Raw genomic sequence first — 26,663 nt, 5'->3', positions numbered from 1 at the left:
ATGGCCTAAAGATTGCTTTGCATTAAGGAGCGGGGTGGGGTCCCGCTATTAGACAGTCGCGATGCTGTGGCGCTCGCATCACTCGGTGCGTTTCGGTAGTATGTGCGGCTTTTCTCAGCCCCTTGAATGCACACACATTGGCATTAGCGCTAAGGACAAGAACAGTCATGAAACTTCTGGATAATTATTTCAAGCTCACCGAGCACAAAACCAGCGTCAAAACAGAAGTTATCGCCGGAATAACCACCTTCCTGACGATGGCCTACATCATTTTTGTTAACCCCAGTATCTTGTCTGAAGCGGGCATGGATTATGGCGCGGTCTTCGTGGCAACCTGCCTGGCAGCGGCGGTTGGCTGTTTCGTGATGGGGCTATGGGCTAATTATCCTATCGCTCAAGCGCCTGGAATGGGGCTAAATGCCTTTTTCACTTACGGGGTGGTGTTAGGCATGGGGTATAGCTGGGAGGCCGCGTTGGGTGCTGTCTTCTTCTCTGGCCTCACCTTTTTCGTATTAAGCATTTTTAAAATTCGCGAATGGATCATTAATTCCATTCCCATGACGTTACGGCTGGGTATCGCCGCTGGCATCGGGCTGTTTTTGGCCATGATTGCGCTAAAAAATGCCGGCATTGTGGTGGCTAACCCCGCCACCTTCGTATCGTTAGGGGATCTTTCTCAGCCGCCGGCGATTTATGCACTATTGGGTTTCTTTGCGATTACCGCGCTGTCCTATTTACGGGTTACCGGTGCTGTCATGATCGGCATTTTGGGGATTACGGTCATGGCGATAGTGCTTGGGCATAACGAATACGGGGGATTGATGTCCATGCCGCCGTCGATTGCGCCGACCTTCATGGCCATGGATCTTATGGGCGCGCTGGACGTGGCCATGCTAAGCGTGATCTTTGCATTTTTGTTTGTTGATTTATTCGATACCTCCGGCACATTGGTGGGCGTTGCCCATCGTGGCAAGCTGTTGGATAAAGACGGTAAATTGCCGCGTATTGGTCGGGCGATGATGGCTGACAGCACGGCGTCGATGGCAGGGGCGGCACTGGGTACCTCAACCACCACCAGTTATATTGAATCGACAGCAGGCATTGCTTCGGGTGGGCGTACCGGCTTAACCGCAGTAGTGGTCGGTGTACTGTTTCTTATCAGCCTGTTTTTCGCGCCGTTGGCGGGCTCGATACCTGCTTACGCTACCGCTGGGGCGCTGCTTTACGTGGCGGTGCTAATGGCGGGCAGTTTGGCACACGCTAACTGGGAAGATCCGACGGATGCGGCACCAGTATTGATAGCTGCGCTGGCGATGCCGCTGACCTTTTCTATTGCTGAGGGTATCGCGCTAGGCTTCATCAGCTTTGTTGGGATCAAGACGCTATCTGGTCGTTTTAAGGATCTGAATCCGGCGGTTGTGGTTTTGTCGCTGCTGTTTGCGGCACGCTATCTATTCCTCGTTTGAACGATCTTTACCACTTTTCTATTACTCAATGAGAGACGCGATGAGCATTTACGGCGACTACATTAAGTCCGTTATTCGCACGGTTCCCAACTGGCCTGATCAGGGCGTGAATTTTCGTGATATCACGCCTTTATTACAAAATAGCGCTGCCTTTCGTAAGCTGATCGATAGCTTCGTCCATCGGTATCAAGAGATGAACCTGGATGCCATCGCAGCTATTGATGCCAGGGGCTTTATTATTGGGGCGCCGCTGGCCTACGAGTTAGGCTGCAGCTTTGTGCCGGTGCGTAAGAAAGGCAAGCTGCCTTTCAAAACCATTAGCGAAACCTATACTTTGGAGTATGGGCATTCTGAAGTAGAGCTTCACGCTGATGCGTTTCAAAAAGATGACCGCATTCTGCTAATGGATGATTTGATTGCCACTGGGGGCACCATGTTGGCCGCGGCCAATCTTATCCAGCGCAGCGGTGGTCATGTAGTGGAAACAGCGACCATCATTGACCTGCCAGAGCTGGGTGGATCACAAAAAATTCGCGATGCAGGCTACAGTGTATTCGCCGTTTGCTCTTTTAACGAAGACGAGTAACCGCTATGAGCAGCGAGCGCTACCACCAGCACTTTACGGTCTCCTGGGATCAACTTCACAGAGATGTTCGTGCCCTTTGTCATCAAATGATCGAGCGTGATTTTAAGGGTATCGTGGCCATTACTCGCGGTGGTCTGATTCCGGCGGCGTTGATCGCCCGAGAGCTTAATATCCGCTTGATTGATACTGTATGCATTAAAAGCTATGACCACATGGATCAGGGTGGTCTGGATATTATGAAAGGTGTCGAACATGATGGTGACGGCTGGTTATTGGTTGATGACCTGGTAGACACTGGTAAAACCGCCCGGGCAGTTCGCAAAATGCTCCCCAAGGCGCACTTTGTGACGATTTATGCTAAGCCGGATGGCCGTCCTCTGGTGGATCAGTACCTGACGGAAGTGGCCCAGCAGTGCTGGATTCAATTCCCGTGGGATATGGGTGTGGCTTATGTAGAGCCGCTTGTCGATCAAATAAAGAGGTAAGCATGACCAACCCCCTTCCAGAAGAGTGGCATCAGTGGCTGGGTGATGAATTTCAAGCCGACTATATGCGCTCATTGAAAGCGTTTTTAGCGCAGCAAAAAGCGGCGAAAAAAGTTATCTATCCTCACTCCTCTGATTGGTTTCGTGCCTTTGAGCTGACACCGTTGAGTAACGTGAAGGTGGTTATTTTAGGGCAAGACCCTTATCACGGACCGAACCAGGCGCACGGTATTAGTTTTTCCGTTCAGCCTGGGGTAAAAGTGCCGCCATCGTTGGTCAATATCTATAAAGAGTTGGTCAGCGATGTTGGCTTTAAGCCGGTTCAGCATGGCAATTTAGAAAGTTGGGCAAAGCAGGGCGTGTTACTTTTAAATACCTCGCTGACAGTGGAGCAGGGCAATGCCGGGTCTCACCGCGGAAAAGGGTGGGAGACATTTACCGACCGTGCCATTGAAACCGTTAGCCTGCATGCACCACCCTGCGTGTTCTTTTTATGGGGCAGCCATGCGCGCCAAAAAAAGACGTTGATTGACCAGAATCGCCATTTGGTGCTGGAGGCGCCGCACCCTTCACCGCTTTCGGCGCACCGCGGTTTTTTCGGCACTCGACATTTTTCCCAAGCAAATCAGTTTCTCCAAGCGCAAGGGCGCTCACCCATTGAGTGGCAATTGCCCGAAACCTCTTAACCTCGTTGGTAGTTGCGGGTAGAATGTGCGCAATTTTGCGCCTAGTGAATCCCCCAGGTTGCTATTCTGAACCCCCTGCAGTGAGGAAGTCCCATGAGTGTTTACGCCATTAACCATCCGCTTGTTCAGCATAAGCTGGGACTGATGCGCGAAGTTGATCTGAGCACTAAAAGCTTTCGTGAGTTGGCAGGCGAAGTAGCTAAGCTGTTGACCTATGAGGCAACCAAAGGGCTTGAGCTTGAAGATCACGAAATTCAGGGATGGAACGGAGAGCCGATTGCAACGCGTCGGCTCAAGGGAAAAAAAGTGACCGTCGTGCCTATTCTGCGTGCTGGGCTGGGTATGCTGGAGGGCGTAACGGATCTGATTCCCAGCGCGCGAGTCAGCGTAGTAGGGCTTTACCGCGATGAAAAGACGCTGCAGCCAGTTCCCTACTTCGCCAAGTTTGCCAATGACATTGAAGAGCGCATGGCGATTGTGATTGACCCAATGCTTGCGACCGGTGGTTCGATGGTAGCGACGCTCGATATGCTGCGCGAGCGCGGGTGTGAGCACATGAAGGTAATCGTGCTCGTGGCTGCGCCTGAAGGTATCAAGCGGGTTCAGGAAGCGTATCCCGACATTGAAATATACACCGCGTCAGTGGATGACCGCCTTGATGAAAATGGTTATATCGTTCCAGGGTTAGGTGACGCGGGCGATAAGATTTTCGGTACTCGCTAAGCCTGCTTTACTTAATATTGCCCCTACGCTTCGCGTTAGGGGCATTTTTTTGTACATCTGACGCTATTGATCGTAGGAAAACACTTATGTCTGACGCCGCCCACCCAGCTGATTCGTGGCCCCATATTGCGTTAACGGGTGCCCAAATGCTGTTTGTTGCATTTGGTGCCTTGGTATTGGTACCTCTTCTGACTGGCCTTGATCCGAGTGTTGCGCTTTTTACGGCAGGGGTGGGAACGCTGGTTTTCCATGCCACGACTAAGCAAAGCGTACCGGTATTTCTAGCCTCATCATTTGCCTTCATTGCACCTATACAAGGCTCAGTGGCGAATTTTGGCGTTTCAGCCACTATGGGCGGGCTAATGGCCTCAGGGTTGGTCTATGTGGCGATTTCGCAAGCAGTTCGATTAAAAGGCACTGGCTGGCTGCATCGTCTGCTGCCTGCAGTGGTGGTGGGGCCGGTGATTATGGTGATTGGACTGGCGCTGGCGCCGGTAGCGGTCAGTATGGCAACGGGTGAAACCAGCGATAATATCAGTTACGGAGCGGCAATTTTTCTCTCGATGGCGAGTTTGCTGGTGACGCTGGTGCTTGCTGTTTTTGGTCGAGGTCTGCTTCGTTTGGTACCTATAATGGGCGGTATTGTCACGGGCTATCTACTCTCGTTAATAATGGGAGTAGTAGATTTTTCGCCAGTGCACGAGGCTGCATGGCTATCGGTACCCGCTTTTACCGCCCCCAGTTTTCACTGGGCGGCAATCCTGTTCATGATTCCTGTCGCTATTGCCCCTGCCGTTGAGCACATCGGCGACATGGTGGCGATTGGCTCGGTGACGCGGAAAAACTACCTGGAAAAGCCGGGTCTACATCGCACCTTGTTAGGTGACGGGTTGGCTACCTGCGTGGCGGCCCTGTTTGGCGGGCCGCCAAATACGACCTACTCGGAAGTGACGGGTGCTGTCACCCTGACGCGGGCGTTTAACCCTCAATATATGATAGTGGCAGCGATTATAGCGATCTTGCTGGCGTTTATTTCCAAGCTCGGCGCGCTGCTGCAGACCATTCCTGGCCCTGTAATGGGGGGAATAATGGCATTGCTTTTTGGTTCTATCGCGGTCGTTGGTATGAACACACTGGTACGCGCTGGGCAGTCGCTGACGGCGCCGCGTAATTTAGTGGTTGTGTCGCTTATCCTAGTATTCGGCATCGGTGGCATGCAGTTTGGAAATGGCCAATTTACCCTGCAAGGGGTGAGTTTGGCCGCCCTTGTGGGTATTGCGTTAAACTGGTTGTTACCCAGTGAGCAAGAAGGCGAGTAAGGTAATGCCGCGTATCGGTGGTGATATCAGTGAAGGGCAAGCAGGAGGCTCAGCTGCATGACGAAAGAAATAACGGCATCTTTTCCCATTCTAGGGATTGCAGCCTGGAGCGGCACTGGCAAAACGACGTTGCTAACAAAATTATTGCCACGGTTGGCGGAGTTTGGCCTTAAAGTGGCCGTGATTAAACATGCTCATCATTCGTTTGAAGTAGACCAGCCTGGCAAGGACAGCTATAAATTGCGCAGTGCAGGTGCCGCACCGGTGCTGATAGCGTCCCGCCAGCGGTTTGCGCTGATGCAGGAAACGCCGGGCCAGGAAGAGCCCGACTTGGCTCAGCTCATTGCCATGATGACCCCGCATTGCCCGGACCTTATCATTATCGAAGGCTTTAAAGCGTGGCCGATACCCAAGCTGGTACTGTATCGCGACGGCATTGGCGATAAGGCTATTTTAACCGACCCGTGGGTGCAGGCCGTCGCATTGAGCGCTCCAGCCCCTATTGCCTTGGGCGATGGGGTGGCTGAGCTCAATCTTGATGATGAGAAAGACGTTGCGCGCTGGATACTCGATTGGGTAAGCACCAAAAATCACACATCGGCTTCAACATTGCTGGCTCCAGGAGAGGAAAGGTGAACAATATGCAGCTAACCCACCTAAATGCGCACGGTGAAGCCAACATGGTAGATGTAGGCGACAAACAGTCAACGTACCGTGAGGCAGTCGCCTCTGGCCGTATAGTGATGCAGCCGGAAACGCTTGCATTACTTATTGAGGGAGGATTACCCAAAGGTGATGTGCTGGCGACAGCGCGTATTGCCGGTATTCAAGCGGCAAAGCGAACCCATGAGCTAATCCCGCTATGTCATTCACTGGCGCTCTCTAAAGTGTCGGTAGAGTTCGATGTCGATGTGGCCGCCAGCTGTGTTCACGTGACGTCTTTATGTCGCTTGAAAGGACAAACCGGCGTAGAAATGGAGGCGTTGACGGCCGTATCGGTGGCTTGTTTAACCCTTTACGATATGTGTAAAGCCGTTGATAAAGGGATGCATATAGAGGCTATCCAACTGGATAGTAAGCAGGGCGGACAGCGCGGCGATTACCAACGAATGCGTACGCAGGCGCCAATTGTCACAGGTGATAGCATGGCGGGTGAAGTGAGTTTGGGCCAGCGCTGTGCTTCTCCTTGTGTGCGGGTTAAGTTTTTGGCCGAGTTGCGTGAGCGTGTAGGTGAGAGCGAGGCTGTCGTCAGCCTGGATAAGCTTGCTAGTCGCGATATTCATGGCTTAAAAGCCGCCCTGGCTGAGCGCGACCAACGCTTTAGGTTGCTTACTGACCAGCGAACGCTGTGTGCTATCAATCAAGTGATGGCGAACGACGATGCGCTTGTCACCGACGATGATGAAGTGGCGTTTTTTCCGCCGGTCACAGGAGGATAGCGTTGGATATTAAGGTAGTCATACAAGCCTCGCCTTTTACAATGAACTACGGCTATGACGACGCGTTATCAGAGCGTAGTGACATTGGTGCCGTAGTGAGTTTTACCGGGTTGGTGCGTGATTTTAACGAAACGCCGGATGTCACCGGATTGACCCTGGAACACTACCCAGGCATGACCGAGCGCACGCTGTCTGATATTGGCGAGCAGGCCTGGCAGCGCTGGTCGCTGCAGGCCGTGCGGATAATTCATCGGGTAGGCTACTTGACGCCAGGTGATCCGATTGTGCGTGTGCTGGTGGCTAGCGCTCACCGTCGTGATGCATTTGAGGCCTGTGATTTTATTATGGATTTTCTTAAGACACAGGCGCCTTTCTGGAAAAAAGAGCATTCCACTCAGGGTGAATATTGGGTCAAGGAACGTCACACCGATCAGCAGGACGCAGAGCGTTGGGGCTGAAAGCGTAATAACACTGACGCTTCATGACTAACCCCAACGGCAAGGCAAGCAACATAAGCTGATCCGCTTTTGCGGGCTCAACCAGTAGTGAAGCTCATCGATTGGCCACGCTATCCATGGAAACCGACTCAGACATTTCGGCGGCCATAATTTGTAAATGAATGTCGGGCATGTGCTGTAGATGCTCTGCTAGCCAATGCACTAGCCGTGGCTGTAGTGCCTGACGAAGGTCGGCGAGGGTGTCAGCGGCTATCTCATCAAGCTGATCATCCAGCCAGTCGCTAAAGCTATCTTCGTCGAGCGGGCTGGCGCCAGTGGTATCCAGCATCAAACGACCCATGCGTGTCCATCCCGTCTCGGTGGCAGTCACCGGGAGAGCGAGGTACAAGCTGCCTCGGCGAGCGGTACGGCGTGTGTCGTTGATTTCCAGGCCGGGATGAGGGACAACGCTGTTTTGGCTGACAATGCAGGGAGGCTGCGGGTAGCGTGCTTCACAGCGTAGACCATGACTATCAAAAAAGATCAGGTCGCCGTTAACGGGCGTCAGCGGGGCGCTTGCACCCAACTGTGTGGCAATGGCCTGATGGGCCTGCTGGTGACGTGCTTCCCCATGCACAGGCAAGAGGTGTTTGGGCTGAACCCACTGGTAAAGCTTGATAAGTTCCTCTTGCGCCGGATGGCCCGTTGCATGCAGCTCAGGATGGTTCATCTCATCAAACACATGCACACCTAAGTGCGCAAAGCGGCTTTTGAGTTGCTGGATGGGGCGCTCATTACCTGGAATGGCTTTAGCCGAAAAAATAACGTTATCGCCCGGTTCAAGATCAACAAACGGGTGACGCCCCTGGGCCAAGCGCTGCAGCGCTGCGCGCGGCTCGCCTTGACTACCCGTGGCAATGATCACCACTTCATTGGCCGGCAAGTAGCCTAGGTCATGATTGGGTACCAGTGGCGGTAAATCATCCATATAGCCCAGTCCGCGCGCGACGCTAACCATTCGTTCCATCGAGCGACCCATCAAGCTGATGCGGCGGCCGGCTTTGTGCGCGGCACGGCCTATTGCCAATACCCGTGCCAGATTACTGGCAAAGCAGGAGACGACGACACGCCCCTGACATTGGCTAAGCGTTTTGGTCAGGGCGCGGGCAACATCGCCTTCACTGCCAGAGTGGCCGGGCATGGGCGCATTGGTAGAATCGCCCACTACTAAATCGACTGGCGCTAACGCTTTAAATTGGGTCGAACTTACCGGCGGGCCGATAAGGGGCTCTGGGTCGAGTTTCCAGTCGCCGGTATGTAAAACGCGATAGCCACCTGCCATCATCATCAGCGCACAGCTTTCTGGAATGGAGTGAGTCAACAGCAGGTAACGCAGCGTGAAAGGCCCGCTTTCAAGTGCTTCGCCAGGCTCTATGACGTGAATGGCATCACTGCTCAGTTGATGTTCGGCAAACTTCAGTCGCAGTAGCCCGGCTGCCAGTGGAGTGGCATAAATAGGGCAGTTCCATAAAGGCCATAGCCAGGCGACCGCGCCAATGTGGTCTTCATGGCCATGGGTGATAAAGAGGGCTTTGGGGGTAATGCCTAATGCCCTCGGCGTATCGAAATTAGGTACTTGTAGCGGAGAGTCTGGAAGATCCTGGCGAATCATCATGCCGCAGTCCACGGCAATCCAATGGTCGTCATAGCCGTAGAGCGTTAGATTCATTCCAATCTCACCACATCCCCCCAGCGGCAGCATGCGCAGCGGGGGGCGACGACGGGGACGAATTTGAACGCGGGTTGAATGCATCAGTAATGACAAGCCTGAAAAATAATAACTTAACTATACGGGAATGCAGGGGCGGCTAACAATCTTCCATAGCCTTCCGATACACTAGTAGCTTAGTTAACCGCTTAATTTGCTGGTTTGTCATCATTAGCTTGGAAACGGGTCCAGAGTAGTTATATGTCTCATTATTATCGTTTAGTTGTGTCCTGCCCTGATCAAGTGGGAATCGTTGCCCGGGTATCAAGCTTTATTGCCCAGCAGGGTGGCTCCATTACCGAAGCAAGCCAGCACTCGGACTTAGAAACCGGCTGCTTTTTTATGCGTTATGAAATTTTAGCGGATTCAGTGGGCATGTCGGCGGAAGCACTGCGTACTGCGTTTGAGCCAGTGGCCACTGAATTTAATATGCAGTGGTCGTTAGTGGATACCCAGCAACGTCGCCGGGTCGTGCTCATGGTCTCACGAGAATCACACTGCTTGGTGGATCTGCTCTATCGCTGGCAGGCGGGCGAATTGGACGCTGATATTGTCGGCGTCATCTCTAACCATGACGATATGCGTTCGCTGACCGAGTGGTATGGTATCCCTTATCATCATGTACCGGTCGATCCGGTTGATAAGCAGGCGTCGTTCACTCAAGTGCAAGCCACCATCGATAGTGCACGTGCCGACTGTGTCGTGCTAGCGCGTTACATGCAGATACTGCCTCCGGACTTGTGCGCTCGTTATGCGGGCCGGGTGATCAATATTCACCACAGTTTCTTGCCATCATTTGCCGGTGCTAAGCCATACCACCAAGCTTACCAGCGGGGGGTGAAGCTGATTGGCGCTACTTGCCACTATGTCACCGAGGAACTTGATGCGGGGCCTATCATCGAACAGGATATTCACCGTGTTAGCCACTGCCATACGCCAACTGACTTGGTCCGCTTTGGGCGTGATGTTGAAAAATCAGTACTGGCGCGTGGTTTGCGTTGGCATTTGGAGGATCGCGTGCTAATCCATGGCAATAAAACCGTGGTCTTTAGTTAACGCTTGCTGATCTGAGAGGCCGTCATGTCATTTGCGCACAGTGTGCTCGCGCCATGGGCGTTGTTACTTACCTGGTTACTCTCATTAGGCGTGATCGCGTGGGCCCTTTGTCGGCGGCCTTGGCAAGCGTTAAAAAACGATACTGGGCTTCAGCATCGCTGGCTTGCGGCAACCGTGGCGGTTGTGTTGATGTGGCAGCTACGGGCTCAGGCGGTTGACTGGCTGACGCTGCATCTGGTTTTTACGGTATTGATGACCCTTGTCTTCAAAGCGCCGCTGGCGCTTATCAGCAATGTGGCGATTAATGTCGCGATGGTGCTAATCGGACGTAATGACTGGGTGCTGCTGGGGCCAAATGTGCTGGTCACAGGGATTGTTCCGGCCGTTATTGCTGGAACCATATGGCGGCTGGTAGATCGCCGCCTGCCGGATAATTTGATGATCTTTCTGTTTGCCTGCGGTTTTTTGGGTGCCGCGTTGGCAACGCTGGCAGGAGGGCTTGCCGCGGTGCTGTTAATTATCGTGGCGAGCAACGATCCTGAGGCTGTTTATCTGGCCCAGGAGTATGCGCGTTTCTTACCGTTACTAATGCCTTCCGAGGCGTTTATTACCGGCATGCTACTTAGCATACTGCTGGTTTATCACCCAGATTGGGTGGCCACCTTTAATGACCACCGCTATATCGATATGCAATAAATTCGCTTTGAGGCGCTTGAGTTTATCCGAGGGCTTGGCCGTTGCCGCCACGAATTACGCCAACGCCAACGCCTTCGATATCCAACGCTTGGGAGCGAAGATCAATTTCAATCGGTGCGAAGTCGGGGTTTTCAGCGAACAGGGTTACTTGATGACCTTGTCGCTTGAAGCGTTTAACCGTCACTTCATCATCGATACGCGCTACGACTATTTGTCCATCACGGACTCGCTCGGTGCGGTGAACCGCTAACAGATCGCCTTCAAGAATCCCTATATCCTTCATGGAAAGGCCGCGCACACGCAGTAGGTAGTCGGCTTTAGGCGTAAAGTATTCAGCTGGCAGCGGGCAGTAACGATCAATATGTTCAGCAGCCAAAATGGGACTGCCGGCGGCCACTTCACCAATCACGGGAAGTCCTGCAGGCACGGCATCTGTGTTAACGGCTGGTGTTGTTATAAGGGTATCAACGACTTCCTGAGGCTCCTGGTTAGGCAGGCGTATGCCCCGTGAAGTGTTGCGGATAATGCGAATCACCCCTTTGCGCTCTAGCGCGCGCAGATGCTCTTCAGCCGCATTGGGGGAGCGGAAGCCCAGCGCTTTAGCGATTTCAGCCCGGGTTGGAGGATAGCCAAATTCGCCCATGGTCTTAACAATAAAATCATATACATGCTGTTGGCGAGCGGTTAGTGGACGCGACATACCAGCCTCCCTAAAATGTGAATAGACAGTGACAACGTAAATGGCAGCTTAATCAATAAGTGGTTAAGTATACAGTATGTTCCTCTGTCCAGTATATGGCTTGTCGTTACATATATTTTCTCTCCCGATAATGTTTCTAGTCGTTTAAAACCAGTTTTTTGCTTATACATGACGCCATAATTCGTTAAAAAATCAAGCGTTGAGCCTGGCAAATTTATGGCATAGTATTTTGCAATGTTTTAAACACCCGTTTTTTTGGAGAGCATGATGGCTCAATCTGATACGGTGACCCGTATACTCGATACTGCTGAGGTGCTGTTTGCAGAGCGTGGTTTTGCTGAAACCTCGCTGCGCAACATCACTAGCAAAGCACGCGTTAACCTGGCCGCCGTGAATTATCACTTTGGTTCAAAAAAAGCATTAATTCAGGCTGTTTTCTCCCGCTACCTGGATCCCTTTTCGCTGCGCTTTCATGCCGCGCTGGATGAGTTAGAAAAATATCATGCCGGCGGTGTCACTCCTCTTGAAACATTGCTTGAAACCATGGCAACGACGGTTCTGGCAGTGCCAGCCGAGCGCAATAGTTTAAAAGTCTTTATGCGCTTGCTGGGGCTGGCCTATAGCCAGGCACAGGGCCATCTAAGACGCCATATTCAGCAAGAGTATGGCGATGTATTTGCGCGCTTCACCGAGCTTGTGCGTAAAGCAACGCCTGATCTACCCGACGCAGAACGCTTTTGGCGGCTACACTTTATGCTTGGCACCGTTATATTTACGCTGTCTGGCCTGGATGCATTACGTGATATTGCTGAAAAGGATTATCACGAGCAGGTGACCGTAAGGGATTTAATAAGGCGGTTGCGTCCAGTGGTGGTTGCCGCCATGAATGCGCCGTTACCGTCAGCCGTTGAAGAAGGAAAATATGCGAACGCCCACGCTAGCTGAGCTACCGCCTACGGATAATATCTGGTTAGAGATTGATACCTCCCAACAGCAGTTGCGCTGTTGGCATGGGCAAAAAGTGCTTCATGAGTGTGCAGTCTCTACGGGTGTTGCTGGTAACGGAGAACAGAATGGCAGCGGCAAAACCCCGCATGGATGGCATTATGTACGCTCTGCCATCGGGGCTGATAGGCCGGAAAATGCGGTGTTTCGAGGACGCCGCTGGACGGGGGAAACATACTCAAATGCGCTGGCTGAGGCTTACCCAGAACGTGATTGGATTTTAACCCGTATCCTTTGGTTGTGCGGGTTGGAAAAAGGCGTCAATCGCGGTGGACAGGTAGATTCACAGCGGCGCTATATATACCTGCACGGTACACCGCCTGAGCAGCCAATGGGTGTGGCTGCGTCCCATGGCTGTATCCGTTTACGCAATAGTGATTTGCTCATGCTGTTTGAATGGGCGCTGCCCGGCACCCCGGTATGGTTGCATGGCGGTCGTCAGAGCTTTGATTGATTAGGGTATATTGCCACGCTTAGGGTAGCCATCCTTTGACACCGCGAGACGATCGTCTAGAATCATCGCCCCTTTTATTGGACCTTATCACCATGACTCAACCGTTAGGCCCGGTCATGCTCGACCTGGAAGGCCCGCAATTGACGGCTGCAGAAAAGCGCTTACTGCTTGAACCAACGGTAGGGGGCGTTATTTTGTTTGCCCGTAACGTCGAGGACGGTTATCAAGTTCGCCGACTCTGCAGCGACATTCGCCGGGTGCGTGCTGATTTACTTCTCGCTGTCGATCAAGAAGGCGGGCGTGTTCAGCGTATTAAAAAGGGATTAACCCGCCTGCCAGCCATGGCGCGTATCGGCGAGCGTTATAATGCGAACCCGGAAGAAGGGCTTGCGTTAGCCAAAGATGCTGGCTGGTTGTTAGGGATGGAAATGGCCGCTTGCGGTCTAGATCTGAGCTTTGCTCCTGTGCTGGATGTCGAAAGTGGTGTTTCAAGCGTGATTGGTGATCGCAGTTTTAGTAGCGATCCTCACCAGGTGGCGCAGTTAGGCAGTGCCTTTATTCACGGCCTTCATGAAGCTGGCATGGCCGCTGTCGGTAAGCATTTTCCCGGCCATGGAGGAGTGGCGGCGGACTCTCATGTCGCGCTCCCGGTAGATGATCGGCCGCTAGAAGTGATTAAACAGCATGACCTAATACCCTTTACACAGCTAGCTACTCAGCTAGAGGGCGTGATGCCTGCCCACGTGATTTATAGTGCGTTCGATAAGCGACCCGCCGGGTTTTCACCTCACTGGTTAGGCATGCTGCGTGAGTCATTAGGCTTTAAGGGCTGTGTGTTTTCAGACGATTTAAGTATGGCCGGTGCCCACGAGGCTGGCGATCCGAATGCCCGTGCGCGCGCCGCGCTGGCCGCAGGTTGCGATATGCTGCTGGTATGTAATGATCGCGCCGCGGCACTGGAAGTGATGGAGGCCTGTAAGGGGGTTGAGAATAAACGCCCCGCCAAGCTGCGTTACAGCCGTGCCCGGCCAGACCTGGATGCACTGAGTGCATTAGGGCGTTGGCGTCGTGCCCACGCTAAATTGGAGGCATTGGCCGATCAGCCAACGCCTCACGCCTAATCAATATTCAAAAAGCTTGTCGCTTTTAAACCGCTCTGGAGTTGCTAGATGTCAAAGTTGGATACAGCGTCGTTAGAGTCATTGGACTCGATGCGTGAATTGATGGATAACGCTGACTGCTTAATTTCTCAGCAAGAGGTAGAGCGTGCGTTAGATCGCATGGCGGAAGCAATCAGTCGCGATTTAGGCGATAAACTTCCGGTATTTTACTGTGTGATGAATGGCGGTTTGATTACTACCGGGCACTTGCTTACGCGCCTGGGTTTCCCCCTGGAAGTGGATTATTTACATGCTACCCGTTACCGCAATGAGCTGCGTGGCGGTGAGCTGTTTTGGCGTGTATCGCCCGAAGTGCCGATGGCTGGCCGTCATGTCGTTATTGTGGATGACATTTTGGACGAGGGGGCTACCTTGGCCGCCATTTTGGCTTACTGCAAAGAAGCTCAGGCGGCGAGTGTGACCACGGCAGTGCTGGTTGATAAGCAGCACAACCGCAAAGCGGTACCTGGCCTCAAAGCCGATTACTGTAGTCTCGAAGTTGCCGACCGTTATGTGTTTGGTTTTGGCATGGATTACAAAGGCTACTGGCGCAACGCGCCGGGAATTTTTGCTCCCAAAGGCATGTAATCCCGGCGCACTATCAGCACTGTTAAACCAGAATAGTTAATGGGGCCGGGGGCTTTAGCGAGGTGAAAACCGCCTCGCTAACCCGGTTTCGGCAATCATCCGCGTCGAAATTTCTTCTATTGAAAAGCGGGTCGCATCAATAAACGGAATGTGCATGGTCCGGTATAGCGACTCTGCCTGTTCCACTTCCTGAAGACATTGGTCAATCGAGCTATAACGGCTATTGGGACGTCTTTCGTTGCGGATGGCGGACAGGCGACGTGCATCAATAGTTAACCCAAATAGCTTTTGCCGATAGGGCGCTAGTGCCTTAGGTAGCTTCAACATACCATCTTCGTCTAAATCATCTTCGGTTAGCGGGTAGTTAGCGGCCCGAACACCAAACTGTAGCGCCAGGTAGAGCGAGGTAGGTGTTTTGCCGCAGCGCGAAACGCCGACCAGAATAATATCGGCTTTATCGTATTGGTGGGTGCGGGCACCGTCATCATTATCGAGTGCGAAGTGTACGGAGTGAATGCGGTCCATATAGACGTCATCACTGCCAATCGAATGAGTGCGCCCAACGCTATAGGAGGAGTGGGTGTCCAGCTCCTGCTCTAATGGCTCCAGAAACGTCGAAAAAATATCAACTTTGAAGCCAGAGGCTTGACGAATAACGTTACGAATCTGTTGATCAACGATGGTGTCGATGATGATGGGGCGATGGCCGTCACGATTGGCGGTCGACTCAATAATGGCGGCTAACGCTTGTGCTTTCTCGAGCGTATCGATATAGGGCTTGGTCAGCATATCGATTTCAACATCGCTAAATTGAGCTAAAAGACTGCGTCCTAGGCTTTCCGCTGTGATCCCGGTGCCATCTGAAATAAAAAAAGCCGTGCGTTTCATAACCAAATCCACAGGTGAGTGATAGCTCTATTGTGTGCCGAGCCGTTGGTTAGCACAACGTGTCCGCGCATTGAGCTTGCGCAACTGGCGGTATTACTGACCCAGTGAAGGTCGACGGAGTGCCGTTTGCTTAACGGTTTGTTAATCGCAGTTGCAGCTCGCGACGAGACGATAAGCCTCTGACTACACAATGAGCTAAAAAAGCGTTGCTGTTGTAAAAATCCTCCATCTACTTCGCTATTAGACCAATGGCGAATATGGGAGGGGGGTGCTAGGGTGTTCTGGTGAATTATTCATGCTCCATGAATCATGGTCTTAGCGACAATGAGCGTGGTCATGCCGGTGTCTATGAGCGAGGGGGTTACGTGGAAGAGTACATTCTGTGGTTCGATCAGTTGGGCATGGCGGACGTCGAACGCGTAGGTGGTAAAAATGCCTCGTTAGGTGAAATGATATCCAATCTGGCAGGGGCTGGTGTGACGGTACCCGGCGGCTTTGCCACCACCGCTCACGCTTATCGTGAATTTCTCTCCCACGAAGGACTCAATGAACGCATCAACGCTACGCTGGCACGTCTAGACGTTGATGATGTGAAGGCGCTGGCAGAGGCTGGCCGCAACATTCGACAGTGGATAATCGATACGCCGCTGCCCCCCACGTTTGAAGCTGCGCTGCGCGAGGCCTATGGTCAGCTACAGCAACAGCACCCCCAGCTAAAAGTCGCTGTGCGTAGTTCAGCCACCGCTGAAGATCTGCCCGATGCCTCCTTTGCGGGCCAGCAAGAAACCTTCTTGAATATCGAGGGCTTCGATAATATCAAGCGTGCTGTCCATGAAGTCTTCGCGTCATTGTTTAATGATCGTGCTATCTCCTATCGAGTTCACCGTGGCTACGCACATGAAAATGTCGCGCTATCTGCTGGTGTGCAAAAAATGGTGCGCTCGGAAATTGGTGCCTCAGGTGTGATGTTCACGCTGGACACCGAGTCTGGTTTTCGTGATGCCGTGTTCGTGACCGCGTCCTGGGGGTTGGGTGAAACGGTGGTGCAAGGAGCCGTGAATCCTGACGAATTCTATGTCCATAAACCCACGTTAGCGGCTGGTCGGCCCGCGGTGTTGCGCCGCAATCTCGGCTCCAAGCTGATCAAGATGGTTTACGGCCAGGATGCAAGCGCCGGTAAATCAGTCGAAACCGTCGATGTGCCGCATAAAGATCGCGGTCGCTTCTGTATTACTGATCAACAGGTCATGGATCTGGCGCGCCAGGCGATGACCATTGAGGAGCATTACCAACGCCCCATGGATATTGAATGGGCGCTGGATGGCGACGATGGTGAACTCTATATCGTTCAGGCGCGCCCTGAAACGGTCGTTTCTCAACAGGAGGGCGGCAAGCTCGAGCGCTTCCAGCTGCGTGAAAAAGGCCGTACCTTGATTACCGGTCGGGCCATTGGCCAGCGCATTGGTCGGGGAACGGTGAAGGTGGTGTTGAGTCCTGATGATATGGACAAGATCCATGATGGCGACATCTTGGTGACCGACATGACGGACCCCGATTGGGAGCCGATCATGAAGCGCGCCTCGGCTATCGTCACCAACCGCGGTGGGCGTACCTGTCACGCGGCGATTATTGCGCGCGAGTTGGGTATTCCTGCGGTGGTGGGGTGCGGCGATGCGACCACTCAGCTACAGGAAGGGGTCGATGTTACGGTCTCTTGTGCTGAAGGCGACACCGGTAACGTCTATGAAGGGCTTTTGGAGTATGACTGCAAGGTATCAAGCGTTGATGCCATGCCTGAAATCCCCTTCAAGATCATGATGAATGTCGGCAATCCAGATCGCGCTTTCGGGTTTGCCAGTTTGCCGCACGCTGGTGTTGGTTTGGCCCGCCTTGAATTTATCATTAACCGTATGATCGGGGTCCATCCTAAAGCCCTGCTTGAGTACGATACGCTGCCGGTGGACTTGCAACAGGTGATCGATGTACGTACCGCCGGCTATGCCGATCCGGTCAGTTTTTATGTCGATAAACTGGTCGAAGGCATCGCGACGTTGGCAGCCGCGTTCCATCCCCAACGGGTGATCGTGCGGCTGTCTGACTTCAAGTCCAATGAGTACGAAAACCTGATTGGTGGCAAGCTCTACGAGCCTGGTGAAGAGAACCCGATGCTGGGCTTCCGAGGCGCATCGCGCTACATTTCAGAGGCTTTCCGGCCCTGTTTTGAGCTTGAATGCCGCGCTCTGAAACGGGTACGTGAAGAGATGGGCCTAGACAATATCGAAGTCATGGTGCCGTTTGTGCGTACTACCGATGAAGCGCGTGAAGTGGTAGAACTACTGGCGGCAAACGGTCTCGAGCGCGGTGGCCCATCCGGACTTAAAGTGATCATGATGTGCGAGCTGCCTGCTAACGCGCTATTGGCCGACGAATTTCTGGAATATTTTGACGGTTTCTCAATCGGATCAAATGATTTGACCCAGCTAACATTAGGTCTGGATCGTGATTCAGGGATCGTAGCCCACCTATTCGATGAGCGTAATGAGGCAGTGAAAAAACTTCTCGCCATGGCGATTCAAGCCTGTAAGGCAAAGGGCAAGTATGTGGGTATATGCGGACAAGGCCCCTCAGACCACCCCGAGTTGGCGAAATGGCTGATGGAGCAAGGCATTGACTCAGTATCACTCAACCCTGACGCGGTATTGGAAACGTGGTTTATGTTGGCAGGCCAAACCATAGAGTAAGCGCCTTTATCCTTCAGGTTGTAACACGCCCGGCCATATTTGCCGGGCGTTGTTGTTTTATAAGCTACGCTTGAGTGGTTAGTAATTTCACCTTCTTCAGGAGAGCGCCAAAATGTTCTTAAAAAGGGCTATGTGTGTATTGCCAGGACTACTGATCCTGCCACTGTATAGCTGGGGGTTTAGCTACGAAACGCCTTCCATTTCGCCTGAAAGTGAGACTGGCTATGAAGAGAAGCCCGGCTGGGAGGCCGAGACGTTTGCGGTCGCCGCGGCTAACCCGCTGGCAACCGATGCCGGTTATCAAGTATTAAAGGCGGGTGGCAACGCTATCGATGCAGCCATTGCGGTACAGCTGGTACTCAATCTGGTTGAGCCTCAGTCTAGCGGGATCGGCGGCGGCGCTTTTCTGATGCACTACGATGGCAGCAATGTACAAGCGTATGATGGCCGTGAAACCGCTCCACATAACGTTACCAGCGAGCTTTTTTTGCATGACGGGGAGCCGTTAGCATTTAACGAGGCGGTCGCGAGCGGGCTCTCCGTCGGTGTGCCGGGCACCTTGAAAATGCTAGAAAAGGCTCATGCAGAGCATGGGGCACTGGCCTGGGCAGAGCTGTTTACGCCAGCGATCACCTTGGCCGAGCAAGGCTTTGCGGTGAGCAACCGGTTGCATGCTAGCTTGGCTAATGATGAATTGTTACGCCAGGATCCTATCGCCCGCCAGTTTTATTACGATGAAGAGGGGCAGGCCCTTGCGGTAGGCGCAATACTCAAAAATCCAGCATTGGCAGAGACTCTTCGCCGCGTGGCCGCCAGCGGTAGCGATGCGTTTTACGAGGGTAGAGTTGCCGAGGATATTGTCGAGCGGGTTCAGCAGCATCCTGAGCGCCCTGGCAGTTTGACTAGTGACGATATGAATGGCTACGAAGCGCTTGACCGCGAGCCGCTCTGTACGCCTTGGCAACAGTGGGAAGTGTGCGGTTTCCCGCCTCCTTCGTCGGGTCACCTCACGGTCATGCAGATATTGGGCATGCTTGATCAACTGTCGTTACTGGAAGCCCCGTTTGATAATGGTGCCCCCAGCAGCGGCTGGCTGCACCAGTTTCTCGAAGCCTCTCGCTTGGCGTTTGCCGATCGTGGCCGTTATATCGCCGATCCTGACTTTGTCGAGGCGCCGGGGGGCGACTGGACAACGATGTTGGCGCCTGCCTACCTTGAAAAGCGTAGCGAATTGATAGGTGAAATGAGCATGGGCGATAGCGCCGAGCCAGGAAACCCAGGCGAGTTGACCGTCAGTTGGGCAAGTCAACCCGACCAGCCCGAGTACGGTACCAGCCATATCAGTATCGTGGATCAGGATGGCAACGCTGTGGCCATGACGACCACTATCGAACAGGCGTTTGGCTCAAGAATCATGTCAGATGGTGGAACAGGCCTTCCAGGCGGCTTTTTGCTCAATAACGAACTGACGGATTTTTCGTTTGTACCTGAGGTAGACGGAGAGCCAGTAGCGAACAGGCTCGAGCCCGGCAAGCGTCCTCGTTCCAGCATGAGTCCAACACTGGTGTTTGATCAGGAAAGTGGCGAGCTGGTGGCAAGCTTGGGCTCACCTGGCGGCGCGGCTATTATTCATTACGCTGCGCGCACGCTAGTGGCGCTTCGTGACTGGGGATTGAGCGCCCAGGAGGCGCTGAATTTACCGCATGCCATTACCCTTGGCGGGGATGTGTATGTCGAGGAAGGGCGCTTTCCCGAAGAGACCCTCAGCGCGTTGCGTGAACGTGGTCATACGGTCAGCGAGCGTGAGCTGACCAGTGGGCTTCAGGCCATTATGCGCCTAGAAGATGGCACGTTGTTTGGAGGCGCTGACCCCCGCCGAGAAGGCGTCGTCATGGGAGATTAAGCACCGCTTATTGACGCAGCCAGTTACGCAGTTTTACCAGCATTAGCGCGCCATCGCTTAGCTCGTGACGATCTTGAATAAGCGTGGTTAAACGATCTGGGTAGTCGGTGATAATCGCATCGACACCCAGGTCGATGAGCGCTGACATCCTGGCTTGGCTGTTAACTGTCCATGCATGTATTTCATAACCATACTGTCGTGCTAGACGAACTTCCCCTTCGGTGATGCGGTTATGGCGCAAGCCTAGAGCGTCAAAATCACGACGGTTCAACGTGCCGGGTAGTATCAACTGGGCCAGCAGAGTTACTCTTAGTTCTGGTGCTCGGGATTTGATATACATCAGTAAATCAGGCGACATAGTGGCCATTCGCATGTCTAAAATCGCATTGGGAAACCCGCACGCTGTATATCCCACCAGCGCATTTTGTTGGCTAGCCCAACAGCGATAACGAAGGTCGCTTTCACTATTTAAAGTATCAATAACAGCGTTGGCCAAGGTCTGTTCCTGGCCTGGTAATGGTTTAATATCAATCATTAAACCTGCTTTCCCACGGACCTTTTTAAGCGCTTCATCCAGTCCAGGGATGCGTTCATTCACAAATGCATCGCCAAACCAGCTGCCCACATCGTAGTTGCTTAACTGAGCCCGGGTTAGCTCGTCAAACTCACTATCATCGCCTGTGAGACGGGCCATGCTGCGGTCGTGGTAAAGCATGACCTGTTGGTCATTGCTCAAGCGAACGTCAATCTCAATGTAGTCGGCACCATCGAGCAATGACTGGTCTAGCGCTGCTAGCGTGTTTTCTGGCGCCACCATTGAACTGCCGCGATGAGCGATAACGGCTACATCATCGTGTATTTCGAAACTATTCAGAATCCACCAGGCTTGAAGCCCGGCAAACATAAATACGCTCAACTCTACCGCCCAGGCAAGCTTTCCTGCCTGTGGGTCGGGTGGCGAAGAGGGACGTGGTTCCTGATGGGCTAACTGCGTATAAAGACAAGCAGTCAGTAGCGCATTGGTGGCAATACCAATAAATGTAATCGTCAGCGTGACCAGTACATATCCCAGTAGGTACGCCAGCATTGCCGGAATGAGGACGGCGTTGTGTTCAGGCAGCCACCACAGCAGTGGCGTAAACAGCTCGTCAAATAGCCAAGTGGCCAATAGCGGCAGACTGATTATCAGCACCAAAACCAGCAGCGTCGCCGCGCCGATAGAGCGGCGCCAGCCGCGAGTTAGGCGAACGCTACGTTTAAGTGCCTGCCAAGGGCTACAGCGTTCCAGTGCTACCAGGGGAAGCGCCAGTAACCAGCGTAAGTAAAGCCAGGACGCTGCCCATATCCAGGCGATGACCAGCGGTAGCGCACAGCCAATAAAATACCAGAGTGCAGGCGGGCGGATACGCTGCAGGTAGTAAGGGTCGATACCGCTTAGCCAAACACTGTATAGCCAGGCGAGCGCTGCCATGAAAGGTGCTAGCAACAAGAGGTGAGACCCTACCTGAAGTACTACTAGCCCCGCCAGCGCCGGAAGCCGTTTAGTACTCAGCCAAAGGGCTTCAAGCGCCAACCGATAATGGTTGTCGCGGGGTCTGACGGCTACCTGCAGCATGCCAGCCTGCTGCCAATAGATGATCAAAAACGTGAGCCCAAGGCCGACCAGCATCACCACTAATCCTTGTGGGCTGAACAGCAATGCGATCAACTCATCGTTAGTGACAACGGTGCGATTAAGCTGGGCCAGCAGCGCACGAAACATCCAGGTAATCACCGGGAGCAATAGCGCCGAGGCAAGAAGGGTGAAAAAAACGTGAAAGGCGATCAAGGGACGCAGATGATCGCGTAGCGTGCGCAATAAAGCGGAGCCAAGAAAGGTTAAAGGCTGCATTGTCATTAAAAAGTAAGAATGATTGACCAGGGTGGCAGTAACCGCCACGCCTGGCAAGTGGGGCGCTTATGTTAACGCAAGCTCTTGCTGCGAAACGATGATGCCGTTGTTATCTGCATAAAGCCATAGACCTGACGTAAGCGTAACGCCAGCAAATGTCACCTCGATATCACGCTGTCCTTCTCCTCGCTTATCGCTCTTGCGGGGGTGGCTACCCAACGCCTGGATGCCCAATGGCAACGTCGCCAGAATATCCACATCGCGCACACAGCCATACATTATGACCCCGGCCCAACCGTTGCTGACCGCTTGCTCAGCCAGCATATCCCCGAGCATGGCACAGCGGAATGATCCACCCGCATCGACCACCAGCACTGCGCCGTTCCCTGGCTCGGCAACCGCCTGCTTGACCATTGAATTATCTTCAAAGCATTTGATGGTACGAATGGGGCCGTAAAAGGCCTCTAGACCGCCAACATTGGCAAAGACGGGATCCATCACCATGACTTCTGGGTATGCATCACATAGATCAGGCGTGACTACTTGCTGAGCGGAGGGTGACATTGGGTGTTCCTCAGTGAGAAGACGTGCTGTGGTTAAAGATACTGGTAGCTGACAGCTGGGGTTGTAAAGCGTGTTACCAGCATAGACGTTTAGGTGCCCAGGTGCATGATAACGTTAGGTTAATGTTTATCGATTTCGTAACGGTAGCGGATAAAAAAACGCTCCGTCCTGTAAAACAGTGACGGAGCGTTCGGTCATCGGCTCAGAAAAAGTAACGCGTCACTTGTTCTGCGATGGTGCGAGCATCGGCGATGGGGCGGTTTGCTTGGTTAAGCACTGAAAGAAATCAGGCTTCCTGAGCAACCGGAATCACGTTTGAGGCAATCTTTTGATACTCCTCAATCTCGTGGAAATTCATATAACGATAGATCTCGCCCGCCATGGCGTCAAATTCACTCATATAGCGTTGATACTCCTCAACACTGGGCAGACGTCCTTCTACGGCAGCGACGGCCGCCAGCTCAGCAGACGCGAGGTAGACGTTGGCCCCGTCGCCAAGGCGGTTCGGGAAGTTGCGTGTAGACGTAGACACCACGGTGCTTTTAGCGGCAACGCGGGCCTGGTTACCCATACACAGTGAACATCCCGGCATTTCCATGCGTGCACCGGCACGCCCGTAAATACCGTAGTAGCCTTCTTCGGTCAGCTGATGCTGATCCATTTTTGTAGGTGGTGCAAGCCACAGCCGGGTCTTCAGGCTACCGGCAGGTTGTTTTTCAAGCAGTTTGCCAGCTGCCCGGAAGTGGCCAATATTGGTCATGCACGAACCAATAAACACTTCATCGATTTTTTCACCTGCGACATCAGACAACAGGCGTGCATCATCCGGGTCATTGGGAGCACAAAGCACCGGCTCTTTGATTTCTTCTAAATCAATTTCAATAACTTCGGTGTACTCGGCATCCTGGTCTGCACGCATCAAGCTGGGGTTGGCTAACCAGGCTTCCATACCTTCAATACGACGACTAATCGTTCGCTCGTCGCCATAGCCGTTGCTGATCATCCACTTCAGCAGCGTGATATTGGACTTCAGGTACTCAGTTACGCTCTCTTCTGACAGCGTAATGGTGCAGCCAGCGGCTGAACGCTCGGCAGAGGCATCTGATAGCTCAAATGCCTGCTCGACGGTTAAGTCTTCAAGGCCTTCGATTTCCAACACACGGCCAGAAAAGGCATTTTTCTTGTTAGCCTTATCGACGGTCAGCAGACCCTGCTTGATCGCATACAGCGGAATCGCGTGTACCAGATCGCGCAGCGTGACACCCTGTTGGCGTTTGCCTTTAAAGCGAACCAGTACGGATTCGGGCATATCCAAGGGCATAACGCCGGTAGCCGCGGCGAACGCGACTAAGCCAGAGCCAGCCGGGAAAGAGATGCCTAGCGGGAAGCGGGTGTGCGAGTCACCACCGGTACCGACCGTATCGGGCAGCAGCATCCGGTTGAGCCAGCTGTGGATAATACCGTCGCCGGGACGCAGCGACACGCCGCCACGGTTCATGATGAAGTCGGGCAGAGTGTGGTGAGTATCAACATCAACCGGTTTAGGATAAGCGGCCGTGTGACAGAAAGACTGCATCACCAGATCCGCCTGGAATCCGAGGCAGGCAAGGTCCTTCAGTTCATCACGCGTCATTGGACCAGTGGTGTCCTGAGAACCTACCGTGGTCATTTTGGGTTCGCAGTACATGCCGGGGCGAACGCCTTCCAAGCCACAAGCTTTACCCACCATTTTCTGCGCTAGGGTAAATCCTTTGCCGGTGTCCTTGGGCTGTTCAGAAAGACGGAAAACGTCTGATGTCGGCAAGCCCAGTGATTCCCGTGCCTTACCGGTTAAACCGCGGCCAATGATGAGCGGAATACGGCCGCCAGCACGGACTTCATCCAGAATCAGCTGCGTTTTAAGCTCAAAGGAGGTGATAACCTCATCGCTGTCATGCTTGCAGACTTTACCTTCGTAAGGGTAAACGTCGATGACATCGCCCATGCCAAGGTTGCTAACGTCCATCTCAACCGGTAGGGCGCCAGAATCTTCCATCGTATTGAAGAAGATAGGGGCTATTTTGCTGCCAAAGCAGAAACCGCCAGCGCGCTTGTTGGGAGCATAAGGAATATCATCGCCGAAGAACCATAATACCGAGTTGGTTGCTGACTTACGCGATGAGCCGGTACCCACAACGTCGCCAACATATACGACCGGGAAGCCTTTTGCCTTGACGTCTTCGATCTGCTTGAGCGGTCCAGTAGTGCCGGGTGCTACAGGTTCAATACCGTCACGCTCGTTTTTAAGCATCGCATTGGCGTGTAACGGAATGTCTGGACGTGACCAGGCATCAGGTGCTGGAGAAAGATCATCGGTGTTGGTTTCACCAGGCACTTTAAAGACGCTGAGGGTGATTTTTTCAGCTAGAGCCGGCTTGGACAAGAACCACTCGGCGTCGGCCCAGGACTGAATTACCTCTTTAGCGACGTTGTTGCCATTCTTGGCGCGTGTTTCGACATCGTGAAAGGCGTCAAACATCAGCAGGGTGTGCTTAAGCTGCTCGCCAGCTTCACGGGCAAGCTCATCATTATCGAGCAGCTCAACCAGTGAGACGATGTTGTAACCGCCTTGCATGGTGCCAAGCAGTTTAACAGCGTGGATCTTGTCGATCAGGGGAGATGTCGCTTCACCTTTAGTAATCGCGGTGAGAAAGCCAGCTTTAACATAGGCCGCTTCGTCGACGCCCGGCGGTACACGGTTAGTGATTAAATCGAGGATGAACTCCTCTTCACCGGCCGGGGGTGTTTTTAGCAGCTCAACCAGTGACGCTACTTGGTCGGCGGTTAGGGGTTTGGGCGGGACGCCCTCTGCAGCACGTTCCTCGACATGTTGGCGATAAGCTTCAAGCACGTTTGGCCCTCTCATTGACGTTCTCAATTTACTTTATGGTGTCGGCCTGCACGGCGCACGTGATTAGTGGCGCAGTGCTAGACAACGGGGCCGATCACTTATGTCATACGCTTGACAAACAGCGTGTGGTTGGATGGCTGAGATTCTACGGCAAACTGTCGACAATGTTAAGCTGGCAAGCAAGCAGGGCCGTTGTACTTTATGGTGAGGGCCTGATCTAAACAGTTCAAAAAAGGCTTTTTATTAAGGCATTATCATTCAACGAGACACGCTAATGTGCCTTTATCAACTAACCTGAAGTGTTGACGTGTGATTGTTGTTACTGCGCGTTACCATAGTCTTATTTCATTACCTGACGTCATTCAGATGATGGTGTGCTTACGAAATGTGTGGAGCATGGGTAAGTGCTTATTTATATTAGAATTAACAAACGTAAGCTGGAAAGGGTTGAAAGAAGTAGGGGCTAAGCGTGTAATGCGCTAATATATTGTACAATAGTAATACACAGGCTTGGTGATGGTGTTATGTCTATACAACTCGGTACTTTGCAGTCGAACGTTTTGCTAATGGCGGACCACACGCTAAAAGCGGACGATTTACTGCCAGATAGTCTGCATCAGTTTTTAGCCTGTCCAACCCCTGATGCATGGTTACAGTGGGCACTGGAAAATCCTGAAACGCTGTTAATTGATCACGCACAATGTGAGAAAAAAGCCGCATCAACGGCCATGAGCTTGCTTTATCGCTATGTCGATCAGCCTCTTTTGTTAAGCAAAATGTCGCAGTTGGCGCGAGAAGAGTTGCTTCATTTTGAGCAAGTGGTTGCACTCATGGAGGCCCGGAGCGTGACTTACCGTCATTTGACCGCTTCGCGCTATGCCGAAGGTCTCAGGCGCCATATGCGCAGTAATGATCCCGAACGACTCATCGACGTACTTATTATCGGGGCATTGATAGAAGCGCGTAGCTGTGAACGTTTCGCTTGCTTAATTCCTTACCTAGATGAAGAGCTTGCCAAGTTTTATCGTACGTTGGTGAAGTCAGAGGGTCGTCATTTTGAGGACTATCTATTACTGGCCCGTCAGCAGACCCCGGATTCGATCGATGAGCGGATCGCTTTTTTTGTAGCGCGCGAAGCTGAATTGATCATTTCGCCCGATACGGCTTTTCGTTTTCATAGCGGCGTACCAGTATAAGCCGCTGCTAGCTAAAGCAGGA

At 52.9% G+C, this 26,663-nt stretch carries 24 protein-coding genes; 18 read left to right on the top strand and 6 right to left on the bottom strand.

Features of this window, described 5'->3' with window-relative positions:
* Positions 1 to 167: 167 nt before the first annotated feature.
* The 9 genes from ACFFLD_RS12145 to moaE all read left to right on the top strand — a co-directional run bounded on the left by ACFFLD_RS12145 (position 168) and on the right by moaE (position 7,162).
* Positions 168 to 1,466, top strand: coding sequence for an NCS2 family permease (locus ACFFLD_RS12145; RefSeq protein ID WP_386040971.1), 1,299 nt, complete (start codon positions 168 to 170; stop codon positions 1,464 to 1,466).
* 40 nt (positions 1,467 to 1,506) lie between these two features.
* A complete protein-coding gene (locus ACFFLD_RS12140; protein WP_386040969.1) occupies positions 1,507 to 2,052 on the top strand; it encodes an adenine phosphoribosyltransferase in 546 nt (181 codons plus the stop codon).
* Positions 2,053 to 2,057: 5 nt separating this feature from the next.
* Entirely contained in the window at positions 2,058 to 2,537 is a 480-nt protein-coding gene (gene gpt / locus ACFFLD_RS12135) for a xanthine phosphoribosyltransferase (RefSeq protein WP_386040967.1), read from the top strand.
* 2 nt (positions 2,538 to 2,539) lie between these two features.
* Entirely contained in the window at positions 2,540 to 3,223 is a 684-nt protein-coding gene (gene ung / locus ACFFLD_RS12130) for a uracil-DNA glycosylase (RefSeq protein WP_386040965.1), read from the top strand.
* 93 nt (positions 3,224 to 3,316) lie between these two features.
* Entirely contained in the window at positions 3,317 to 3,946 is a 630-nt protein-coding gene (gene upp, locus ACFFLD_RS12125; RefSeq protein ID WP_386040963.1) for a uracil phosphoribosyltransferase, read from the top strand.
* Positions 3,947 to 4,032: 86 nt separating this feature from the next.
* On the top strand, positions 4,033 to 5,265 hold the full coding sequence (locus tag ACFFLD_RS12120; protein WP_386040961.1) for a uracil-xanthine permease family protein: 1,233 nt from the start codon (positions 4,033 to 4,035) through the stop codon (positions 5,263 to 5,265).
* Between the two features lie 57 nt (positions 5,266 to 5,322).
* Positions 5,323 to 5,901 (top strand): molybdopterin-guanine dinucleotide biosynthesis protein B, encoded by a 579-nt coding sequence (gene mobB / locus ACFFLD_RS12115; protein ID WP_386040959.1) that lies wholly within the window; start codon positions 5,323 to 5,325, stop codon positions 5,899 to 5,901.
* 5 nt (positions 5,902 to 5,906) lie between these two features.
* Positions 5,907 to 6,704 (top strand): cyclic pyranopterin monophosphate synthase MoaC, encoded by a 798-nt coding sequence (gene moaC / locus ACFFLD_RS12110; RefSeq protein ID WP_386040957.1) that lies wholly within the window; start codon positions 5,907 to 5,909, stop codon positions 6,702 to 6,704.
* 2 nt (positions 6,705 to 6,706) lie between these two features.
* On the top strand, positions 6,707 to 7,162 hold the full coding sequence (gene moaE, locus ACFFLD_RS12105) for a molybdopterin synthase catalytic subunit MoaE (protein ID WP_386040955.1): 456 nt from the start codon (positions 6,707 to 6,709) through the stop codon (positions 7,160 to 7,162).
* Between the two features lie 94 nt (positions 7,163 to 7,256).
* Here moaE and ACFFLD_RS12100 read toward each other — a convergent pair whose 3' ends face one another.
* A complete protein-coding gene (locus ACFFLD_RS12100) occupies positions 7,257 to 8,870 on the bottom strand; it encodes a ribonuclease J (protein ID WP_386041538.1) in 1,614 nt (537 codons plus the stop codon).
* A gap of 240 nt (positions 8,871 to 9,110) precedes the next feature.
* Between ACFFLD_RS12100 and purU the strand changes: the two genes are divergently transcribed.
* Positions 9,111 to 9,965 carry a formyltetrahydrofolate deformylase gene (purU, locus tag ACFFLD_RS12095; protein WP_386040953.1) on the top strand — a complete coding sequence of 285 codons (855 nt, stop codon included), beginning with the start codon at positions 9,111 to 9,113 and terminating at the stop codon, positions 9,963 to 9,965.
* 24 nt (positions 9,966 to 9,989) lie between these two features.
* Positions 9,990 to 10,661 carry an energy-coupling factor ABC transporter permease gene (locus ACFFLD_RS12090; RefSeq protein WP_386040951.1) on the top strand — a complete coding sequence of 224 codons (672 nt, stop codon included), beginning with the start codon at positions 9,990 to 9,992 and terminating at the stop codon, positions 10,659 to 10,661.
* Between the two features lie 22 nt (positions 10,662 to 10,683).
* On the opposite strand, the gene lexA is transcribed toward ACFFLD_RS12090, so the two are convergent.
* On the bottom strand, positions 10,684 to 11,361 hold the full coding sequence (gene lexA, locus ACFFLD_RS12085) for a transcriptional repressor LexA (RefSeq protein WP_386040949.1): 678 nt from the start codon (positions 11,359 to 11,361) through the stop codon (positions 10,684 to 10,686).
* Positions 11,362 to 11,628: 267 nt separating this feature from the next.
* Here lexA and ACFFLD_RS12080 point away from each other — a divergent pair, with 267 nt between their 5' ends.
* The 4 genes from ACFFLD_RS12080 (at position 11,629) to ACFFLD_RS12065 (ending at position 14,568) form a co-directional block, all read left to right on the top strand.
* Positions 11,629 to 12,306 (top strand): TetR/AcrR family transcriptional regulator, encoded by a 678-nt coding sequence (locus tag ACFFLD_RS12080; RefSeq protein ID WP_386040947.1) that lies wholly within the window; start codon positions 11,629 to 11,631, stop codon positions 12,304 to 12,306.
* Positions 12,284 to 12,820, top strand: a complete 537-nt coding sequence (locus ACFFLD_RS12075) for a L,D-transpeptidase family protein (protein WP_386040945.1) — start codon at positions 12,284 to 12,286, stop codon at positions 12,818 to 12,820. The genes ACFFLD_RS12080 and ACFFLD_RS12075 overlap by 23 nt, the downstream gene beginning before the upstream one ends.
* Positions 12,821 to 12,912: 92 nt before the next feature.
* Entirely contained in the window at positions 12,913 to 13,941 is a 1,029-nt protein-coding gene (nagZ, locus tag ACFFLD_RS12070) for a beta-N-acetylhexosaminidase (RefSeq protein WP_386040943.1), read from the top strand.
* Positions 13,942 to 13,989: 48 nt separating this feature from the next.
* The gene (locus ACFFLD_RS12065; RefSeq protein WP_386040941.1) at positions 13,990 to 14,568 is read left to right on the top strand and encodes a hypoxanthine-guanine phosphoribosyltransferase; all 579 of its coding nucleotides are present in this window, start codon (positions 13,990 to 13,992) and stop codon (positions 14,566 to 14,568) included.
* A 54-nt stretch (positions 14,569 to 14,622) separates the two neighbouring features.
* Here the strand turns inward: ACFFLD_RS12065 and ppsR are convergent, their stop codons facing one another.
* Positions 14,623 to 15,456 carry a posphoenolpyruvate synthetase regulatory kinase/phosphorylase PpsR gene (ppsR, locus tag ACFFLD_RS12060; protein ID WP_386040939.1) on the bottom strand — a complete coding sequence of 278 codons (834 nt, stop codon included), beginning with the start codon at positions 15,454 to 15,456 and terminating at the stop codon, positions 14,623 to 14,625.
* Positions 15,457 to 15,821: 365 nt separating this feature from the next.
* Between ppsR and ppsA the strand changes: the two genes are divergently transcribed.
* Entirely contained in the window at positions 15,822 to 18,197 is a 2,376-nt protein-coding gene (gene ppsA / locus ACFFLD_RS12055; protein WP_386041536.1) for a phosphoenolpyruvate synthase, read from the top strand.
* Between the two features lie 112 nt (positions 18,198 to 18,309).
* Positions 18,310 to 20,100, top strand: a complete 1,791-nt coding sequence (gene ggt / locus ACFFLD_RS12050) for a gamma-glutamyltransferase (RefSeq protein WP_386040937.1) — start codon at positions 18,310 to 18,312, stop codon at positions 20,098 to 20,100.
* A gap of 7 nt (positions 20,101 to 20,107) precedes the next feature.
* On the opposite strand, the gene ACFFLD_RS12045 is transcribed toward ggt, so the two are convergent.
* The 3 genes from ACFFLD_RS12045 to acnB all read right to left on the bottom strand — a co-directional run bounded on the left by ACFFLD_RS12045 (position 20,108) and on the right by acnB (position 25,445).
* Entirely contained in the window at positions 20,108 to 22,048 is a 1,941-nt protein-coding gene (locus tag ACFFLD_RS12045) for a glycerophosphodiester phosphodiesterase family protein (RefSeq protein WP_386072468.1), read from the bottom strand.
* A 9-nt stretch (positions 22,049 to 22,057) separates the two neighbouring features.
* On the bottom strand, positions 22,058 to 22,555 hold the full coding sequence (gene rraA, locus ACFFLD_RS12040) for a ribonuclease E activity regulator RraA (RefSeq protein WP_386040933.1): 498 nt from the start codon (positions 22,553 to 22,555) through the stop codon (positions 22,058 to 22,060).
* A gap of 286 nt (positions 22,556 to 22,841) precedes the next feature.
* Positions 22,842 to 25,445: a bifunctional aconitate hydratase 2/2-methylisocitrate dehydratase gene (gene acnB / locus ACFFLD_RS12035; RefSeq protein ID WP_386041534.1), complete on the bottom strand. Its 2,604-nt coding sequence runs from the start codon at positions 25,443 to 25,445 to the stop codon at positions 22,842 to 22,844.
* A 524-nt stretch (positions 25,446 to 25,969) separates the two neighbouring features.
* On the opposite strand from acnB, the gene miaE reads away from it, so the two are divergent.
* Positions 25,970 to 26,641: a tRNA-(ms[2]io[6]A)-hydroxylase gene (miaE, locus tag ACFFLD_RS12030; protein ID WP_386040931.1), complete on the top strand. Its 672-nt coding sequence runs from the start codon at positions 25,970 to 25,972 to the stop codon at positions 26,639 to 26,641.
* The last annotated feature ends 22 nt before the right edge of the window (positions 26,642 to 26,663 follow it).

This window comes from Vreelandella sulfidaeris (genome assembly GCF_042429665.1).
Taxonomy (GTDB): Bacteria; Pseudomonadota; Gammaproteobacteria; order Pseudomonadales; family Halomonadaceae; genus Vreelandella.
Note: the sequence above shows the minus strand (reverse complement) of the source record. Positions and strands in the feature narration are given on the sequence as shown.